The organism is Xanthomonas sp. NCPPB 3174, assembly GCF_056725205.1.
In genome coordinates this window covers 2,547,319-2,566,776 of sequence record NZ_CM161517.1, presented here as the reverse complement: position 1 = coordinate 2,566,776, position 19,458 = coordinate 2,547,319, and the positions used below count along the sequence as shown (strand labels likewise).

14 protein-coding genes are annotated in these 19,458 nt (G+C 68.3%); 3 read left to right on the top strand and 11 right to left on the bottom strand.

Annotated features, from left to right (window positions below):
- The 3 genes from AC1PK7_RS11430 to AC1PK7_RS11420 all read left to right on the top strand — a co-directional run bounded on the left by AC1PK7_RS11430 (position 1) and on the right by AC1PK7_RS11420 (position 1,786).
- Positions 1-378 (top strand): glutathione S-transferase N-terminal domain-containing protein, encoded by a 378-nt coding sequence (locus AC1PK7_RS11430; RefSeq protein ID WP_481098209.1) that lies wholly within the window; start codon positions 1-3, stop codon positions 376-378.
- A 28-nt stretch (positions 379-406) separates the two neighbouring features.
- Positions 407-820: a DoxX family protein gene (locus AC1PK7_RS11425; RefSeq protein WP_481098208.1), complete on the top strand. Its 414-nt coding sequence runs from the start codon at positions 407-409 to the stop codon at positions 818-820.
- A gap of 63 nt (positions 821-883) precedes the next feature.
- A complete protein-coding gene (locus tag AC1PK7_RS11420; RefSeq protein ID WP_481098207.1) occupies positions 884-1,786 on the top strand; it encodes an NADP-dependent oxidoreductase in 903 nt (300 codons plus the stop codon).
- Positions 1,787-1,985: 199 nt separating this feature from the next.
- Here the strand turns inward: AC1PK7_RS11420 and AC1PK7_RS11415 are convergent, their stop codons facing one another.
- From AC1PK7_RS11415 to AC1PK7_RS11365, 11 genes are all read right to left on the bottom strand, one after another.
- Positions 1,986-4,238 carry a methyl-accepting chemotaxis protein gene (locus AC1PK7_RS11415; RefSeq protein WP_481098206.1) on the bottom strand — a complete coding sequence of 751 codons (2,253 nt, stop codon included), beginning with the start codon at positions 4,236-4,238 and terminating at the stop codon, positions 1,986-1,988.
- A gap of 456 nt (positions 4,239-4,694) precedes the next feature.
- Complete coding sequence (locus AC1PK7_RS11410; RefSeq protein WP_481098205.1) at positions 4,695-6,962, bottom strand: methyl-accepting chemotaxis protein; 2,268 nt, start codon at positions 6,960-6,962, stop codon at positions 4,695-4,697.
- Positions 6,963-7,856: 894 nt separating this feature from the next.
- A complete protein-coding gene (locus AC1PK7_RS11405; RefSeq protein ID WP_481098204.1) occupies positions 7,857-10,022 on the bottom strand; it encodes a methyl-accepting chemotaxis protein in 2,166 nt (721 codons plus the stop codon).
- A gap of 489 nt (positions 10,023-10,511) precedes the next feature.
- Positions 10,512-12,512 (bottom strand): chemotaxis protein CheA, encoded by a 2,001-nt coding sequence (locus AC1PK7_RS11400; RefSeq protein ID WP_481098203.1) that lies wholly within the window; start codon positions 12,510-12,512, stop codon positions 10,512-10,514.
- A 31-nt stretch (positions 12,513-12,543) separates the two neighbouring features.
- Complete coding sequence (locus AC1PK7_RS11395; RefSeq protein ID WP_010341778.1) at positions 12,544-12,909, bottom strand: response regulator; 366 nt, start codon at positions 12,907-12,909, stop codon at positions 12,544-12,546.
- A complete protein-coding gene (locus tag AC1PK7_RS11390) occupies positions 12,906-13,214 on the bottom strand; it encodes an STAS domain-containing protein (protein WP_209248374.1) in 309 nt (102 codons plus the stop codon). Before AC1PK7_RS11390 ends, AC1PK7_RS11395 begins: the two co-directional genes overlap by 4 nt.
- A 109-nt stretch (positions 13,215-13,323) precedes the next feature.
- Complete coding sequence (locus tag AC1PK7_RS11385; protein WP_481098202.1) at positions 13,324-14,802, bottom strand: chemotaxis protein CheW; 1,479 nt, start codon at positions 14,800-14,802, stop codon at positions 13,324-13,326.
- Positions 14,799-15,581: a ParA family protein gene (locus tag AC1PK7_RS11380; RefSeq protein WP_481098201.1), complete on the bottom strand. Its 783-nt coding sequence runs from the start codon at positions 15,579-15,581 to the stop codon at positions 14,799-14,801. The genes AC1PK7_RS11385 and AC1PK7_RS11380 overlap by 4 nt, the downstream gene beginning before the upstream one ends.
- The gene (gene motD / locus AC1PK7_RS11375) at positions 15,581-16,528 is read right to left on the bottom strand and encodes a flagellar motor protein MotD (RefSeq protein ID WP_420009902.1); all 948 of its coding nucleotides are present in this window, start codon (positions 16,526-16,528) and stop codon (positions 15,581-15,583) included. The genes AC1PK7_RS11380 and motD overlap by 1 nt, the downstream gene beginning before the upstream one ends.
- Before the next feature lie 7 nt (positions 16,529-16,535).
- The gene (locus AC1PK7_RS11370; RefSeq protein ID WP_010341770.1) at positions 16,536-17,276 is read right to left on the bottom strand and encodes a flagellar motor protein; all 741 of its coding nucleotides are present in this window, start codon (positions 17,274-17,276) and stop codon (positions 16,536-16,538) included.
- Between the two features lie 423 nt (positions 17,277-17,699).
- On the bottom strand, positions 17,700-19,454 hold the full coding sequence (locus tag AC1PK7_RS11365) for a chemotaxis protein CheA (RefSeq protein WP_420009901.1): 1,755 nt from the start codon (positions 19,452-19,454) through the stop codon (positions 17,700-17,702).
- Positions 19,455-19,458: the final 4 nt, after the last annotated feature.

Below are 19,458 nucleotides of genomic sequence, written 5' to 3'. Positions count from 1 at the left end.
ATGACCGAGACCTTCAAGCCGATCGTCTACCTGAAGAAGCACTGCCCCTTCTGCATGAAGATCCGCGTGTTCATCCTGGAAGCGAATCTCGGGGCCGCGGTCGAGACGCGCGACTTCGCCAGCGGCACCCCGCAGGAAGACGCAATCTGCGCCGAGCTCGCGCCGCAGTTGAGCAGGGTCAGCTTCCCGGCGGCGCAACTGCAGCCCGGCCAGTACATCGCCGAGTCGGACGACATCGTCGCGTCGCTCGCCCAGCGGTTCGGCCGCGATCCAGCGGCGATGCCGGTCTACCGGAACTATGTCGATGGCGCCCTGGCCGCATTGACGCGGCTCTGGAAGGAAAACATGGACCTCAAGACCGCCGCCGCCACAGCCTGACGCCCCCCCTGGATAGAGAGAAACGATCATGATCGACACCACCGTCTGGACGCCCCGCGTCCTCGCCGTTCTGCGCATCGTCGCCGCACTGCTGTTCCTCGAACACGCGACGATGAAGTTCTTCCAGTTTCCTGCCCCGGTTCCGGGTGTCGCCTATCCGCTGCCGACCATCATGCTGGTCGCCGGCGTCATCGAAGCCGTCACCTCGTGCCTGATCGCGAGCGGCTACTACACCCGGATCGCCGCGTTCATCGCCTCGGGGGAAATGGCCGCCGCGTATTTCATGGTGCATCTGTCGATGGGGTTCTGGCCTGCGCTCAACATGGGCGAACCGGCCGTGCTGTTCTGCTTCATCTTCCTCTACCTCGCCTTTGCAGGCGCGGGGGCCTGGGCACTCGACAACGTCTTGCGCCCCGCATCGCGGCGCGTTGCGCTCGCCTGATTCCACCTCCTGCACCCACCGACCCGGCGCTCACGCAGCCCCTACTTCACAGGAATGCATCCCATGAAAGCGGTTCTTCTCACATCCTATGGCGATACCGACCGGTTGCTGTTCGGCGACACGGCCACGCCGGAACCCGGTCCGGGCGAGGTGCTGCTGCGCCTGCATGCCTCCGCCGTCAACCCGTTCGACCTCTATCTGCGCCAGGGCTACTTTGCCGAGATGGTTCCCTTGCCGCTGCCGGCGATCCTGGGCAGCGATGCGGCCGGCGTGATCGCCAAGCTCGGCGAGGGCGTGAGCGGCTGGTCGGTGGGCGAGCGCGTCGTCGCCGACTTCCGGCACAACGGGCGCGGCGCCCATGCCGAGCAGGGCGTCGTGCCTGCCACCTCGATGGCACGGCTGCCGGAGGCGTTGAGCTTCGAACAGGGTGCCGCCTTGGTGAAGGCCGGCCTGATCGGCAGGCAGACGGTCGCGGCGCTGGGCATCAAGGCCGGCGACCGCGTGCTGGTGTCCGGTGCCTTGGGAGCGGCAGGCCGCGCCGCGGTGCAATACCTCCAGGAACTGGGCGCGCAGCCCGTGGCCGGGGTTCGCCCTGAGCGCCTCGCGGAGGCGCGTGCCTTGGCCGGCGACGCCATCGACATCACCATCGCCGCCGCCGCACCCGACGTCGACTTCGCGATCAGTACGGCGGCCCCGGTGGCGGGCAACCTGATCGGTCATGTGCGCGATGGCGGCACCATCGCCAGCATCGTGCCGGTGCCCGAAGGCGCCAATGCGACGGGCCGGGTGACGATTCGGGAACTCTTTCACCAGACCGATGCGGCCACCTTGGATGCGGTCCTCGACGCGGCTGTACGCGGCGACCTGGTCATCCCGATTGCGCAGATCGTTCCGCTGGAAAAACTCGGTGCCGCGCACGCCGCCGTGGCAGCCGGCGCACCTGGCAAGGTGGTGTTGAAACACTGATCCGCACGGGCGCCGCGCCGCACCAAGCGACCGCTCGAGCACCAGGTTGGTCGAGGGCATCGACGCATCGCCCCTGCGACCGCAATGACGCCGGGTTCTTCCTGCCCGTGACTGCCATCGCCTGAAGACCCAAAAAAAAGCCCCGGGAGCGCGTGCTCCCGGGGCTGTTTGACGCTGGATGGACGGCCGCTGCGCGGGCTCAGAACTCCTGCCAGGTGTCGTCGCCGCCGGCGACGGCGACCGGACGGGCCGATGGCCGGGTCGGGCGCGGCGCGGGCTTGGTCGGCGGCTTGGCCGCCGGGCGGGCGATCGCGCGGACCGGTGCGCTCGGTGCGCTGGCGACCGCTGGCGGGGTGGCGTGGCTGCTGCTCGCCTCGATCTTGAACACGGCCACGGCCTGGCTCAGCTGGCCGGCCTGTTCTTCCATCGAACGGGCGGCGGCGGTGGCTTCTTCGACCAAGGCGGCGTTCTGCTGGGTGGTCTCGTCCATCTGGGTGACGGTCTGGTTGACCTGCTCGATGCCGGCGGACTGCTCCTGCGAGGCGGCGGCGATCTCGCCCATGATGTCGGTGACACGCTGCACCGAGGTCACGATCTCCTGCATGGTCTTGCCCGCCTGGTCGACCAGCGCCGAGCCCTGGGCGACACGGCCGACGGAGTCGTCGATCAGACCCTTGATCTCCTTGGCGGCGTTGGCCGAGCGCTGGGCGAGGGTACGCACCTCGCTGGCGACCACCGCGAAGCCGCGGCCCTGTTCGCCGGCACGTGCGGCTTCGACTGCCGCGTTGAGCGCCAGAATGTTGGTCTGGAACGCGATGCCGTCGATGACGCTGATGATGTCGGCGATCTTCTTCGACGAGGCCTCGATCCCGCTCATGGTCTCCACGACCTGGCCGACCACGGCGCCGCCCTGCGAGGCGACCGTGGCCGCACCGGTGGCGAGCTGGTTGGCCTGGCGGGCGTGTTCGGCGTTCTGCTTGACGGTGGAGGTCAGTTCCTCCATCGACGCAGCGGTTTCTTCCAGGCTGGCGGCCTGCTGTTCGGTGCGACGCGACAGATCGTCGTTGCCGGCGGCGATCTCGCTGGCGGCGCCGTTGATGCTGACCGCGGCGGTCTGGATCCGCGCGACGATCGCCGCGAGTTGTTCGGCGGTGGCGTTGGCGTCGTCGCGCATGGTGGCGAACACGCCCTGGAACTGGCCGTGCATGCGCGCAGTCAGGTCGCCGGCGGCGATCGACTGCAACAGCGACGACAGCGCCTGCAGATTGCCGTCGGCGGTGGCCATCAGCTGGTTGAGGCTGTCGACCATCAGCCGGAAGTCGTACTGGAAGCGCTCGGCATCGCCGCGCACGCTGAAGTCGCCGGCCGCCGCCGCGCCGGCCAGGTGCTTGATCTCGTGGTTCATCGCGGTGAGGTTCTGCTTCACCTTGTCCATGGTCTCGGTGAGCACGGCCTTTTCGCCGGGCAGCCGGTCCATGTCGTCGGACAGGTCGCCGATGGCGTAGCGGCCCATGATCTGCGCCAGGCGCAGCTTCACCGCGATGTGCGATGCCGCCAGGGCGTTGCTGTCGCGGACCATGCGGCCGTAGTCGCCGGGGAACACGGTTTCGTCCATGCGGAAGCTGATCTGGCCCGCATCGTGGCGCTGGGCCATCTCGGCCTGCGCGGCGAGCACCGACTGCAACTGGCTCTGCATCTTGTCCATGCTCAGCAGCAGCACCCCGGCCTCGTCCTTGCTGCGCAGGTCGATCGTATTGTCGAGCTTGCCGCGGGCGATGGCGTCGGCCACGCCGATCGCGGTGCCGAGGCGCTTGAGCAACTGGCGGCGGATCAGGATCGCCATGCCGATCGCGGCTACGATCACCAGCAGGTTGCCCAGCAGCACCGCCCACTTGTTCTGTGCGCGCACGGTGGTCAGGGTGTCGGTGCGCTTGGCCAGCAGGCCGCGCTCCTCGCCGATGAAGTCGCTGAGCAGGCCGCGAATCTCCTGCATCGCCTTGCGATCGCGCGCCTGGCGGAACTCGTCGGCGATCTGCGCGGGATCGTTGGATTGCGCGCGCAATGCGGTGATCTGCTTCTCCACGCCGGCGAGGCTGTCGAACGCGGCATGCAGCTTTTCCAGCCGCGCCTGCTGGCGCGGATTGTCCGCCGTCAGGCGCTTGGCTTCGGCGTAGTTCTTGTCGAACGCGGCCAGGCCGTTGGTGAACGGCTGCAGGTGGTCCTGGTTACCCGACAGCAGATAGCCACGCGCACCGGTCTCGACGTTGAGGGCATCGATTTCCATCATGTCGCCGGTGGCCATCACCTTGTAGGTGTGGTCGTTCATGTCGGCAGCCGTGTTGAGCGAGGACAGGCTGCTCAGGCTGATCGAGCCGATGATCACCGTGATCAGCACGATGACGGCAAAGCTGAGCGCGAGCCTGGCGGAGAGACTGAGATTCTTGAGCGTCATCGTTGGAGTCCTAATGGGTGAAGCGTTGGGATGGCGTACCCCTTGCCTGAGTCGATGTCCGCGGAGGCGTCGGGCGCTGCCTTATCTATTTCGTCTGTGAATCAAAAACATTCAATCGATAGTTTTCGTAGAATTAATAGATTTTGAAGATCGAAACGGATTTTTCAGTTGTGCTTGTCTTGCTTTAGCCCGCTCTCAGTCAATATTGTTCAAATTTGTAGACAATTTGTGTACGCAAGTCTCGTATCGGCGTTTCCTCGGGCTTCTTTAGGAGGCAGTGGCTGGCATTTAGCCTGTTTTCACTTTGTATTCACGGGAACGTGGATACGGCTCACGCTCTGCAAGGCGCCGCATGTCCGCGCGTGACCTTTCGGCAGCGTGGGACGCGCAAAAAAAGCCCGGGAGCGCGCGCTCCCGGGCTTGTTCAGGTGTTCTGGATGCCGTGGGTAAAGGGCGTCAGAACTCCTGCCAGTCCCCGCCCGCGACCGCAGCCGGGACGACAGCGGCAGCGCGGTGCGTGGTCGCCGGTGGTGCAGGCTTGCGGATCGGCCGGGGTGCGCCGACGCTGGCGCGTGCCGGCGCCGGCGCCGGCGCCGGTGCCGGTGCGCGGTAGGGCGCTGCCGGCGCCTGCTGGTCGATCTTGAACAGGGCCACCGCCTGGCTCAGCTGGCCGGCCTGATCCTCCATCGAGCGTGCGGCCGCGGTGGCCTCTTCGACCAGGGCGGCGTTCTGCTGGGTGGCTTCGTCCATCTGCATCACGGTCTGGTTGACCTGTTCGATGCCGGCCGACTGTTCCTGCGAGGCCGCGGAGATCTCGCCCATGATGTCGGTCACGCGCTGCACCGAGGCGACGATCTCGTGCATGGTCCTGCCGGCCTGGTCGACCAGGGCCGAGCCCTGGGCGACGCGGCCGACCGAGTCGTCGATCAGGTCCTTGATCTCCTTGGCCGCGTTCGACGAGCGCTGGGCGAGGGTGCGCACTTCGCTGGCGACCACCGCGAAACCACGGCCCTGTTCGCCGGCACGCGCGGCTTCCACTGCAGCGTTGAGCGCCAGGATGTTGGTCTGGAACGCAATGCCGTCGATGACCGAGATGATGTCGGCGATCTTGCGCGAGGAGGCTTCGATGCCGCTCATGGTCTGCACCACCTGGCCGACCACGTCGCCGCCTTGCGAGGCGACCGATGCGGCGCCGGTCGCGAGCTGGTTGGCCTGGCGCGCGTGCTCGGCGTTCTGCTTGACCGTGGAGGTCAACTCTTCCATCGAGGCGGCTGTTTCTTCCAGGCTGGCGGCCTGCTGCTCGGTGCGGCGCGACAGGTCGTCGTTACCGGCGGCGATCTCGCTGGCGGCGCCGTTGATGCTGACCGCGGCGGTCTGGATCCGCGCGACGATCGCCGCGAGTTGTTCGGCGGTGGCGTTGGCATCGTCGCGCATGGTGGCGAACACGCCCTGGAACTGGCCGTGCATGCGCGCGGTCAGGTCGCCGGCGGCAATCGACTGCAGCAGCGAAGACAGCGCCTGCAGGTTGCCGTCGGCGGTGGCCATCAACTGGTTGAGGCTGTCGACCATCAGGCGGAAGTCGTACTGGAAGCGCTCGGCGTCGCCGCGCACGCTGAAATCGCCGGCCGCCGCGGCGCCGGCCAGGTGCTTGATCTCGGTATTCATCGCGGTCAGGTTGTGCTTGACCGTGTCCATCGTCTCGGTGAGTCGGGCCTTTTCGCCGGGCAGGCGGTCCATGTCCTCGGACAGGTCGCCGATGGCGTAGCGGCCCATGATCTGCGCCAGGCGCTCGGTCACCGCGATGTGCGCGGCGGCCAGCGCGTTGCTGTCGCGGACCATGCGCCCGTAGTCGCCGGGGAAGCTGCTTTCGTCCATGCGGTAGCTGATCTGGCCGGCGTCGTGGCGTTGCGCCATCTCGGCCTGCGCGGCGAGCACGGCCTGCAACTGCTGCTGCATGCGTCCCATGGCGTTCAACAGGCGGCCGGTTTCGTCGCGGGCTTCGGTGCGCACGGCATTGTCCATGTGGCCGTTGGCGATGGCCTCGGCGGTGCGGGTGGCCAGGCCCAGTGGTGCGGTCAGGCTGCGGGTGATGGTCAGCGCCAGCAATGCACTGAGCACCAGGGCCAGGACGGTGCCACCGATCAGCAGCATGCGGCCACGGTGCATCGCCTCCAGCGCTGCCTGGTAGCCGCTGGCGGCCTGCGACTTCTGCCGTTCGGCGAACTCGCGGATCTTGCCCTGCCACGCCAGGGTCGCCGGCAGCGCCTCGCGATTCAGCATCTCCAAGGCCTGGGCGTTCTCGCCCTTCTGGCCCAGCACGACGATGGCGTCGTTGATCTTCTTGGCGGCGGCGCGCTTGGCGTCCATGTCGGCACGGATGGCACGGCCGGCCGGCGTGCTGGACAGCTTGTCCATCTTGGTGCGGGCCTCGGCGTAGCGCTCGCGTTGGCGGTTGAACGTGTCCAGCGCCGCTTGCCGCATCGTCGCGTTGGTGGAGGTGGTATAGGTGCTCAGCGCAACCAGCACGGAAGCATTGGCGTCGAGCATCTGGTTGCTGAATTCGATCTTCGCCATGCGGTCCAGCACGATCGTGTCCAGGTGCTTGCGCGCCTCGGCCATGCCGGACAGCCCGATGATCACCAGGACCACCGAAAGAAGAATCAGCACGCCGAAGGCCGCGGACAGACGGACACCGACGTTGTAGCGTTGCAAAAAGCGGGTCATTTCAATCTCCAAGGTGCGAAAAGGCAGGCCGGCGCGCAGGGACGCGGCGTCGGCAGGTGACGCGGGCAGACGCGGATGGCCTGCGCAGGCGACGGCGTCAGTCACATGGCGTGATGACTGGCGACGCAGCAGGCAGGCCGGGCGAAAGCGCCGCGATCGCAACGGTGGCCATGGCGTTGGCATGCCCGATCTGCACCCGGAATCGCCGACGGCGTCCGCGGGTCGTCTCGGTGGATGCGTCTCGGTGTCGCAAGATCGCACGCATGGGTGGCCCCGTGTACGTAGGAAGGAACGACGCGCGTTGCGATGCGCCGGGAATGCGGGGTGTGACGCGACCTGACGAAACGTGTGGAAAAAATGCAAGTCCGACCCGCGCGCGTGCCGGGTGCAGGCGCGAAAAGATCAGCTGTCAGGATTGTGTCCTTTCCCCGTTGGTTCGACTTCAGCGACCGGCCATGTGCACCGATCGATCCCCCTGAAGCGCCGGCGGCCTCCCCAGGCCGTACCGGCACGCACCGATGTAGACAAAAAGCGTGCGCTCAACCTTGTATCGACGGAAGCACAGGATTCTTTAGCGCGGCGTGTGGCGCACACCGGTTGCAGCGTGGCAGGGAGGGCGGGGTTCGAGGCGGTGCACGACCGCATGTTGGTCCTGCTACGGCAGTGGCATGACGCCGACGCGGTACGTTTGAAGCATTCGGCGCCGCTTGCCGTCTCCGGGAACGATGACGCAGGTGCGTCGCCGCTGCGGCGGCGCGCACCGGGAGCGGCCGCGCGATGATGCACGGCCGCTCGGTGGCGAGGCTGGCATAAGCGCGCAAATCGCCTGCCAAGTGCGCTGCCGGCCTGGACAAGCGCGACGGGCCGTGCCGGCGCCGGTTCTGAGCTGCGCTACTACCCGGAGCGCACGTTGCGTGGGGCAGGGCGCATTGCCGGGGCGATGGCGATCGACGCGATCGCGGGCAGTGCGTCCAACTTGAACACCGCCACCGCGTCCTGCAACTGCGTGGCCTGTTCCTCCATCGATCGCGCGGCGGCAGTGGCTTCCTCCACCAGGGCGGCGTTCTGCTGAGTGGCCTCGTCCATCTGGGTGACGGTCTGGTTGACCTGCTCGATGCCGGCCGACTGTTCCTGCGAGGCGGCGGAGATCTCACCCATGATGTCGGTGACGCGCTGCACCGAGCTCACGATCTCCTGCATGGTTTTGCCGGCCTGGTCGACCAGAGCCGAACCGGTGGCGACGCGGTCGACGGAGTCGTCGATCAAGGTCTTGATCTCCTTGGCCGCATTGGCCGAACGCTGCGCCAGGGTGCGCACTTCGCTGGCGACCACAGCAAAACCACGACCCTGCTCTCCGGCACGCGCCGCTTCCACCGCGGCGTTGAGCGCCAGGATGTTGGTCTGGAAGGCGATGCCGTCGATGACCGAGATGATGTCGGCAATCTTCTTGGAGGACGCCTCGATGCCGCTCATGGTCTGCACGACCTGGCCGACCACGTCGCCGCCCTGCGAGGCCACCGAGGCGGCACCGACCGCCAACTGGTTGGCCTGGCGGGCGTGTTCGGCATTCTGCTTCACGGTGGAGGTCAGTTCCTCCATCGAGGCAGCCGTTTCTTCCAGGCTGGCGGCCTGTTGCTCGGTGCGGCGCGACAGGTCGTCGTTGCCGGTGGCGATCTCGCTGGCGGCAGCGTTGATGCTGGCCGCGGCGGTCTGGATGCGACCGACGATACCGGTCAACTGGTCGGCGGTGGCGTTGGCATCGTCGCGCATCCGCGCGAACACCCCTTGGAACTCGCCTTCCATGCGGGCGGTCAGGTCGCCGGTAGCGATGGCCTGCAGCAGGGACGACAGCTTGCCCAGGTTGCGGTCGCTCACCTCCATCATCGCGTTGAGGTCCTGCACCATCAGCCGGAAGTCGTGCTGGAAATGCGCGGCATCGCCGCGCACACTGAAGTCGCCGGCCGCGGCGGCCGCCGCCAGGCGCTTGATCTCGGTATTGATCGCCAGCAAGCTGGCCTTGGCCGCATCCATCGATTCGTGCAGCACCGCGCGGCTGCCGGGCAGGCGGCGTGCATCACGGCGCAGGTCGCCATTGGCGTATTCGTTGAGTACGCCGATGGCGTCGACGATGGCGTCCAGGTGTTCGAACATCATGGTGTTGATGCCCTTGCTCAACTCGCCGTACACGCCCGGGAAATCCTGCGGCATGCGGTGGCTGATGTCCTTGTCGGCATGCAGTTCGATCATCAACGCGGTTTCGCGGGAGAAGCGCTGCAACTGGGTCTGCATCCCGTTCATCGCCAGCAGCAGGCGGCCAGGTTCGTCGCGCGCGTCGGTGGCCACGTCGTTGTCCAGGCGGCCGGCCGCGATGGCCTCGGCGGCACGGGTGGCGCGGCCCAACGGCCCGGTCAGGCTACGGGTGATCGTCCAGCCCAGCAGGCCGCTGACCAGCAGGACGGCTACGCCCCCGGCGATCAGCATGTTACGGCCACGTGTCATGGCCTGGTTGGCGTTGGCGTATGCGGCCGCCGTCTCCTGTTCCTGCAAGGCCACATTTTCCCGGATCTTGGCCTGCAGCGCGGCCGTTACCGGCCTGGCCTGCTCGTTCAGTAGCGTTTGCGCCTCACTATTACGGTTGGCGTTGCCGAGTGCGATCACCTGGTCGTTGAGCTTGCCTGCAGTGGCGCGTTGCGCATCGATGTCGGCACGTAACTTCCTGACGTCTTCGCTGGATGGAGGGAATGCATCGAGTTGCTTGCGCAAGTCGGTGTACTGCTGCCGTGAGCGCTGGATTTCGGCCGTCTCCTTCCGGTTGAGTGCCTCGTCGGACACCATGCTCAACGCACTCACCGCGAGCAGGATGCGGGTGTTGGCATCGAGCATGCCGTTGCTGATCCGGATCTTCTCAACGTTGACTTTGACGATGTGGTGCAGTTCGCTGCGTGCTTGCGCGATGGAGATCAGGCCAGCGGCAACCAGCAGACAGGACAGCACAATTAGCAGACCAAACGCGCCGCCGAGTCGGCGGCCGACGTTGTAGCGTTGCAAGAACGACGTCATGTTGAACCCCCTGAGAATGGACAAGACATTGCGTGTTCGTACGAGGGGGCACCGATCGTGATGCTGGTTTCATCTGTGATGAAATGCACGAATTGAGCGGAGGGCGTGCGGAACACGCGCTCAAACGGCGCCAACATCACACTCGATGCGTTTTCCCCTTTCCTGCAGCATGGCTTCAGCGATCGGCATCTGCTCCGATCGATCCCCTTGGAGTGCCGGCTCCACCTCCCCAGGTGTCGCCAGTACGCACGTGTAGACAAAAAGTGTGCGCTACATTGCTATCGGCAGCTGTAGTGCGTTCTTTAGCGCTTTTTTGCGGCCTTCGCACGTCGCGTGCGAGTGGCGCCGAGCCATCGCCTATGCAGCGCATATTGGCCGCGTGGGCGGCGGCCATGCCCGAAGAGGCGGATTGTCCGGAGACACGTCAAACAAAAAGCCCCGGCATCACTGCCGGGGCTCGTGTGTGACGCGACGCGCCAGGCGCTGCAGTCAGGCCGCCTGCTGCACCCGCAGCGAGCGGACCAGACCGCCGATGTCCACGATCAGGGCGACGCGGCCGTCGCCGAGGATGGTGGCACCGGAGATGCCGCTGATGCGCCGGTAGTTGTTCTCGATGTTCTTGACCACCACCTGCTGCTGGCCGATCAACTCGTCCACTTCCAGCGCCAGCTTCTGCCCGTCGGCCTCGACCACCACCACCAGCGGCTCGGCCTGCTCGGTGCGGCCGAAGCCGTAGGAGTCGCTGAGCGACAGGATCGGCAGGTACTCGCCACGGACCCGCAGCACGCGGCCTTCGCCGGCCATGGTGCGGATGTCGTCGGCCTTGGGCTGCAGCGCCTCGATGACGTAGGCCAGCGGCAGGATCAGGGTCTCGCCGGCAACCGCCACGGTCATGCCGTCGAGGATCGCCAGGGTCAGCGGCAGGCGGATCAGCACGCGGGTGCCGCGGCCAGATTCGCTTTCCAGTTGCACTTCGCCGCCCAGGCCCTGGATGTTGCGGCGGACCACGTCCATGCCGACGCCACGGCCGGACAGATCGGTGACCGCGTCGGCGGTGGAGAAGCCCGGGGCGAAGATCAGGTCCCAGACCTGCGCATCGCTCGGGTTGTCCGGCACCGCGATGCCGCGTTCGGCGGCCTTGGCCAGGATGCGGTTGCGGTTGAGGCCGGCGCCGTCGTCGCTGACTTCGATGACGATGTGCCCACCCTGGTGCGAGGCCGCCAGGGTGATGGTGCCGGTCTCGTCCTTGCCGGCGGCGCGACGCGCCTCCGGCAGTTCCAGGCCGTGGTCGATGGAGTTGCGCACCAGGTGCACCAGCGGATCGGCGATCTTCTCGATCAGACCCTTGTCCAGCTCGGTACCCTCACCGATCGTGCGCAGGCGCACCTGCTTGCCGAGGCGGGTGGAGAGGTCGCGGACCAGGCGCGGGAAGCGGCGGAACACCGCGTCCACCGGCAGCATGCGCACGCCGATCACCGCTTCCTGCAGGTCGCGGGTGTTGCGTTCGAGCAGGTCCAGGCCGGCGAACAGGCGCTCGGCCACGGCCTGGTCCAGGCCGGTGGAGACCTGCTTGAGCATGGCCTGGGTGATGACCAGTTCGCCGACCAGGTTGATCAGCGCATCGACCTTGTCGACGCTGACGCGGATCGAGCTTTCGGCTTCGTGCGCGGCGGCGGCGTTGCCGGCCGGGGCGTTGGCGGCCACGGCGGCGGCCGGCGCGGCGGTGGCGGCGGTCGGCGGCGCGGTCAGCACCGGCGCCGGCGCGGTGGCCAGGCTCGGCGGCGGCACCGGACGGATCTCCAGTTCGCAATCGTCGATGACCCAGGCGAAGGTGTCTTCGATCGCGCTGCGCGGAATCTTGCCGACCAGGCCCAGATCCCAGGCCAGGTAGGCCTCGAGCGGGTCGAGTTCGGCGAAGCCGGGCATGCGCGTGGTGCGGCAGGCGACCTGCAGCGGACCGAGGTGTTCGAGTTCGCGGATGATGCGCAGCGGGTCGTTGCCGCTCATGAACAGCGACGGCGCCGGGGTGAAGCCGATCTGCCAGGCTTCCGGCTCGGCCGGCTGGTTCGCCGCCGGGGTGGCCGCGGCCGGTGCGGCCGGGCCGCCGTTCAGTGCGTGCTGCAGGCGGTCGTGCACGGCCTTGACCGCGGCCGGATCGGCCGGGACGCCGTGTTCGGCTTCGCGCAGCAGGGCGCGCAGCACGTCCACCGAGCCGAGGATGGCGTCGATCGCGTGCGCCTCGACCTCGCGCTTGCCGGCGCGCAGCTCGTCGAGCAGCGTCTCCAGCACGTGGGTCAGGCCGGCCATCGCCTCGAAGCCGAAGGTGGCGGCGCCGCCCTTGATCGAGTGCGCGGCGCGGAACACCGAGTTGATGGTCTCGGGGTCGCGATTGCCTTCTTCCAACGACAGCAATCCGGCTTCCATCGCATCCAGCCCTTCGCGGCTTTCCTCGAAGAAGGTGGCGTGGAAACGTTGCAGGTCCATGCTCATGGGGCGGGAATCCGGAAAAGGAGGGAAGGGATCAGCCCAGGACTTTCTGGACGGTGGCGATCAGCTGTTCGGGATTGAACGGCTTGACCAGCCAGCCGGTCGCGCCGGCGGCCTTGCCCTCGGATTTCTTTTCCGCCGCCGACTCGGTGGTCAGCATCAGCATCGGGGTGAACTTGTAGTCCGGCAGCTGCCGCAGTTCGCGGATCAGGGTGATGCCGTCCATGTTCGGCATGTTGACGTCGGTGACCACCGCGTTGAAGCGCTGGCCCTTGGCACGGCCCAGTGCGACCGCGCCGTCTTCGGCTTCTTCGACGGCAAAGCCGGCCGAGGTGAGGGCGAAGGAGACCATCTGGCGCATCGACGCCGAATCGTCCACAACCAAGATACGTGCGCTCATGCCGCGTTCTCCACAGATTTCAGATTGTCAGGGGTTGCAGGAAGGCCCAGCGATTCGCTGACCCCTAGCAGACGGGCCGCGTCGCGGAAGGTCGCGTTGCAGGCCTCGAATTCGGTGCGCTTGCCGTCCTTGCGGCGGGCATCGACGAATGCGCACAGCACCTGGACCGACGCGGTATGGACGCGGCGGACCTCGCCGGCGTCCAGCCGCAGCACGTCGTCCGACGCAAGGAACGCGGTCAGGCGTTGTTTCAGGTCGGCGCTGGTCTCGATACCGAGATCCTCGCCAAGAGGGACTGTGCTCATCACTACTCCGCACCAATGGTTCTATGGCAGATAACGGCCGTGGCCTGAAAAGCTTTAGCGGCGGTTGGAAAGTGCGGCACCGTTCGCAGTTGCCGCCCGCCGGCCCGGGTCAGTGCAGCAGTTGCTCGGCGTCGAGCAGGATCATCGGCTGCTGCGCCAGCCGCGCCACGCCGCGGAACAGATGATTGGAAATGCGGCAGATGCGGGCGTTGTCCGGCGGCTCGATCTGCTGGTCGCTGAGGCTGGCCACGTCTTCCACGGCCGACACGCGCAGGCCGAGGGTCTCGCCGTTCTCTTCCAGCACCACCACCCGGGTCTGCATGTCCATCTCGATCGGGGCCGCGCCCAGGTGCACGCCGAGATCGAGCACCGGCACCACCTGGCCACGCAGGTTCATGATGCCGAGCATGGCCGGCGGGGTGCCGCGCAGCGCCAGCAGCGGCACCGGCAGCACCACTTCCTGCACCTTCAGCAGTTCCAGCGCGTAGGCCTGCTCGCCGCAGCGCAGGCGCAGCCAGCGGGTGCGGCGCTCTGACAGGCGGTCGGGGGCGATGGCCGAGCCGTGCGGCACGCTCGGGGCCATGAAGGACTGCAGGTTCGGCGGCAGCTTGGCGCCGGCGGCCTGCGCGCGGCTGGCCTCGGCGCGGCGTTCCGGCGGCACCGCCATCGGCGGGCGCTTGACTGCGCGTGCGGCGGCGGCATCGTCTTCGGCGGCCAGGTCGCGCGGCACGGCGGCACGCTGCCGCTCCATCGCCGCGACCGCGTCCAGGTCGGCCTGGCGCTCGGCCTGCTGGGCCGGGGTCAACGCGACAGGCGCGGGCGCGTCCTGCGACATGATGCCGGCCAGGGCCGGGTCGGAATCGGCTTCGGCCAGGACCGCGGCGGCGATCTGTTCGGGCGTCGGACCGGCCGGAGCGGGTGCCAGCGCCTGCTGCGACATGATGCCGGCCAGGGCCGGATCGGAATCGGCTTCGGCCAGGACCGCGGCGGCGATTTCTTCGGGCGTCGGACCAGCTGGAGCGGGCGCCAGCGCCTGCTGCGACATGATGCCGGCCAGGGCCGGGTCGGAGTCGGCTTCGGCCAGGACGGCGGCGGCGATTTCTTCGGGCGTCGGGCCGGCCGGCGCGGGCGCGAGCGCCTGCTGCGACATGATGCCGGCCAGGGCCGGGTCCGAATCGGCTTCGGCCAGGACCGCGGCGGCGATTTCTTCGGGCGTCGGACCAGCTGGAGCGGGCGCCAGCGCCTGCTGCGACATGATGCCGGCCAGGGCCGGGTCGGAGTCGGCTTCGGCCAGGACGGCGGCGGCGATTTCTTCGGGCGTCGGGCCGGCCGGCGCGGGCGCGAGCGCCTGCTGCGACATGATGCCGGCCAGGGCCGGGTCCGAATCGGCTTCGGCCAGGACCGCGGCCGCGATCTGCTCGGGCGTCGGGCCGGCCGCGGCCGGGGCCGGTGCCGGCGTCTCGGTTTGTGCTTGCACGTCGGCGACCGCGACCGGCGCGGGGCTCGGCGGCACGGCTTTCTGCTCCTCGGCGATCACGTCGTGGAGCAGGCCTTCCAGATAATCGTCGATGATGCCGGGAGTGCTCATGCGGCTTGCTCCATCGGCGTCGCATCGCTGGCCACCAGCCATTCCAGCGCGCGGCGGTAGGCGGCCAGGCCGCGGCCGGGGTAGTCGCCGGGTACGCCGGCCACCGTCAGTGCCTTGACGTTGCAGATCTTGGTGTCGACCGGGATCGCGTCTTCCCACACCCGGTCGCCGTAGCTGTCCTGCATCTGCCGCAGGGTCTCGTTGCCGGCGCGGGTGCGCTTGTCGAACAGGGTCGGCAGGATCGAGGCGGGCAGCGGCCGGCGGCGCGAGCGCTCGACCATGTCCACGGTGCGGACCATGCTGGCCAGGCCGTGCAGGGCCAGCGGCTCGGCCTGGGTCGGGATGATCACGCGGTCGGCCGCAGCCAGCGCGTTGATCATCAGCAGGCCCAGGGTCGGCGGGCAGTCGAGCAGGATGTAGTCGTGCTGGCCGGCGTGGCGGGCCATGGCCTGCTGCAGCGCCAGGCCCAGGCCGGGCTGGTTGGCGCTGCGGCGTTCCAGGGTGGCCAGCGCGGTCTGTCCGCAGACGAAGCTCAGGCGCTCGATCGCGGTGTCGCGGGCCAGCGCGGCGAGTTCGCCCGGCGGCGTCCCGAACAGATCCAGCACGCCCGGCGGCTGCGGTTCCTGCGGCACGTCGAAGGCCCGGGTCAGCGAGGCGTGCGGATCGAGATCGAGCATCAGCACGCGGTGCCCGAGCATGGCCAGCCCACGGCCCAGGGCCAGCGTGGTGGTGGTCTTGCCCACGCCACCTTTCTGGTTGGCGATCGCCCAGATGCGCATCAGTTGACTCCTTCAATGGCAGGTACTGCGCGGGACCCAACGGCGCTGCCGGGGGCCGCCGCGGCGGGGGGTGTCGGGGTGGCCGGCGCGGCGCCGGCGCTGAGACGGTCGGGGGCCGACGGCGTCGGATCGTTGCCGTCGCCGGAATCGGCCAGGATCACCAGCACCACGCGGCGGTTGGCGTTGCGGCCGGCCGGGGTGTCGTTGCTGGCGCGCGGGCGGAACTGGCCGTAGCCGATCATCGACAGCCGCGAGGGTTGCAGGCCCTGGTCGGCGAACAGGTGGACCACGCTGGCCGCGCGCGCCGCCGACAGTTCCCAGTTCGACGGGAACTGCAGGGTGGCGATCGGGGTGTTGTCGGTATAGCCCTCCACGCGCACCCCGTTGGGCACGCCGGACAGCACCTGCGCCAGTTCTGCCAGGGTGGCGCGTGCGCTCTGGTCGAGCGCGGCCGAGCCGGAGCCGAACAGGATGTCGCTGTTGATCTCCACTTCGATCCACAGCCCGGCGCGGCGCACGGTGATCAGCTTCTTCTGGATCAGCGGCGCCAGCGCGGCGCCGAGGCGGTCGGCGATGCTGTCGAGCTGGCGTTGCGCGCGGCGCAGCTGCTGCGCGTCGCGCAGGTCGTCGCCGCGCTGCGCGGTGCCGGAGGGCAGGCGATTGGGATCGGGCAGGGTCAGCGCCGGGCTGGACTTGATCGGGGTCGGCCGCTCGCCGCCCTGGCCCTGCAGCGCGTGGTCGCCGACCTGCACCGGGCGCAGGGTCGTCGGGGTGCCGCCGAACGCCGCGCTCATCGCATCGGCCATGACCCGGTACTTGGCTTCGTTGATCGTGGACAGCGCGTACATCACCACGAAGAAGGCGAGCAGCAACGTCATCAGGTCGGCATAGGGGATGGCCCATGCCTCGTGGTTGGCGTGCTCGTCGTGGGAGTGCTTGCGGGCCATTGGCAACTCAATGCAAGAATCCGGCCAGTTTCGATTCGATGTTGCGCGGGTTCTCGCCCTGGGCGATGGCGATCAACCCTTCGATGATCATTTCGCGCTCGCCGCAGCTGTGCTTGATCACGCTCTTGAGCTTGGCGGCCATCGGCAGGAACAGCAGGTTGGCCGAGGCGATGCCGTAGATGGTGGCGGTGAACGCGGCGGCGATGCCGTGGCCGAGCTTGCTCGGGTCGGCCAGGTTCTTCATCACCGCGATCAGCCCCAGCACCGCGCCGATGATGCCCAGGGTCGGCGCGTAGATGCCCATGCCCTCGAACACCTTGGCCGCGGCCAGGTCGCAATGTTCCTGGCCTTCCAGGTCGATCTCCAGCATGTGCCGGATGGCTTCCGGCTCCACGCCGTCCACCAGCATCTGCAGGCCCTTGCGCACGAACGGATCCTGCTGCTGCGGCACCTGGTTCTCCAGCCCGAGCAGGCCCTGGCGGCGGGCGATGTTGCTCCATTCCACGATCTGCTTGAGCAGCGCCTGGCGGTCGCTCGGCGGCGGCCACAGGATCCACTTGGCGATCTGGAACGCACGGCGGAACACCGACGGCGGGGTGTGCACCAGGATCGCGGCGACGGTGCCGACGATCACGATCACGAACGCAGCGGGCGACCACAGCGCCGAAATGCCGGCGCCCTTGAGGATGCTGCCGCCGATGAGCGACAGAATCGCCAACAGCAGGCCGATGAGACTGAGCTTGTCCATGCAGGAGGTATCGGCCAGGGGGCGGGGGACTTGATGGGGCGGGATTCGGGAATCGGGATTTGGGATTGGCAAGAGCGCGAGTGCGTAGGGTTGTCGGTACGTCGTAGGAGCGGCTTCAGCCGCGACGCGCTGACTTGGCGCGTTGCCTATGCACGATCGTTCGGATCGTGTCGGCAGGGAGCCGAGCGCCGGGCGTTATCGCCAAACACCGATTCCGGCTTCACCGCGTCGCGGCTGAAGCCGCTCCTACAGAGGAAAAGGAGGTGCATCGGGAGCCGCTGTTTCGATTCCCGAATCCCGAATCCCGAATCCCAGCCTCACCGCGTCGCGGCTGAAGCCGCTCCTACGGCGGAATCAGGGAAAACGAGGCGCCAGGGAAGCCACCGGTGCGAATCCCCACTCCCGAATCCCCAATCCCGGCCCTCAAGCCTTCAAGCCATCCACATCCAGGATCAGCGCCAGGCGGCCGTCGCCGATGAGGGTGGCGCCGGCGTAGCCGGGCAGGCCGCGCAGGGAGCGCGGCAGCGGCTTGATCACCACTTCCTCGCGGCCGCGGACCTGGTCCACGACCAGGCCCATGCGCGATTCGCCGGCCTGCAGCACCACCACGGTGAGCAGCGGCAGTTGCGGGGCGTCGATGTTGAGCCACTGGCGCAGGTCCACCAGCGGCAGGGTGTGCGATTGCCGGTCGAGCACGGCGCGGCCGTCGAACCAGCCCAGCGAGCGGCGCGGGGCGTGCAGCACTTCCACCACGCGCGCCAGCGGCAGCGCATAGACGGTGTCGCCGGCCTGCACCAGCAGGGTCGGCAGGATCGCCAGGGTCAGCGGCACGCGGATCAGGAAGCGGCTGCCGCGGCCCAGTTCCGACTGGATCTGGATCTGCCCGCTGAGCTCGCGGATGCGCGACTGCACCACGTCCATGCCGACGCCGCGGCCGGAGATGTCGGTGACCTCGGACTTGGTCGAGAAGCCGGGCAGGAACACCAGGTGCAGGCATTCCTCGGTGGTCAGGCGGGCGGCGGCCTCGGGATCGATCAGGCCCTTCTCGCGGGCCTTGGCGCGCAGTCGTTCCGGGTCGATGCCGGCGCCGTCGTCCTGCACCTCGATGCTGACGTAGTCGCCTTCCTGCTGCGCCGACAGGCGCACGTGGCCGCCGCGCGGCTTGCCGGTGGCTTCGCGCAGCGCCGGCGCCTCGATGCCGTGGTCGATCGCGTTGCGCACCAGGTGCACCAGCGGATCGGCCAGCGCCTCGACCAGGTTGCGGTCCAGTTCGGTGTCGGCGCCGATCAGCTCCAGTTCCACTTCCTTGTTGAGCGAGCGGGCAACGTCGCGCGCCACCTTGGGGAAGCGCGAGAACACCTTGCCGACCGGCTGCATGCGCGTGCGCATCACCGCCGACTGCAGGCGCGCGGTGGCGATGTCCAGGCTGCTGACCGCGCGGTCCAGTTCCTCGTCGCGCAGGCGCACGCGCAGGGTCTTGAGGCGGTTGCGCGAGAGCACCAGTTCGCCGATCAGGTTGACGATCGCGTCCAGGCGCTTGGTGTCCACGCGCACGGTGTGCTCGGGCTCGGCGGCCTTGGCCGGGGCGGCTGCGGCCTTGGGCGCGGCGCTGGGCGCACGCGGCGCCGGCTGCAGCGCCTGCGGCGTGGCCGCCGGCGGCGCATCGCCGTGCAACTGGTCCAGCAGCGCCTCGAATTCGTCGTCGCTGATCAGGTCGGCATCGCCCGCGGCGGCCGCGGGCGCCTTGGCGGCGGGTGCCGGCGCGGCGCTCTTGGCCGGCGCCGGCGCCGGCGCGGCGTCGCCGTGCGCGTCGAACTGCGCGATCAGCTCCGCCGGCGCGCGCGGCGGCTCCTGGCCGCTGCCGAAGGCGTCCAGCATCGACTGCAGGTAGTCCAGCGACTGCTGCGCGGCGTCGAAGTGCCGCGCCTGCAGGGTGGCCTGGCCGGCGCGGGCCATGCCCAGGGTTTCCTCCGCGGCGTGGCACAGCTCGACCATGGCGTTGATCGCCAGGAAGCCGGCGCCGCCCTTGAGCGTGTGGAAACCGCGGAACACGGCGTTGAGCTGGCCGCTGTCCTCGGGCGCCTGCTCCAGCGACACCAACTGCTCGCCGAGCCGGTCCAGGATTTCCTGGGCCTCGATGATGAAGTCGGCAGCGATGTCGTCGGGTACGGCGCTCATGGCA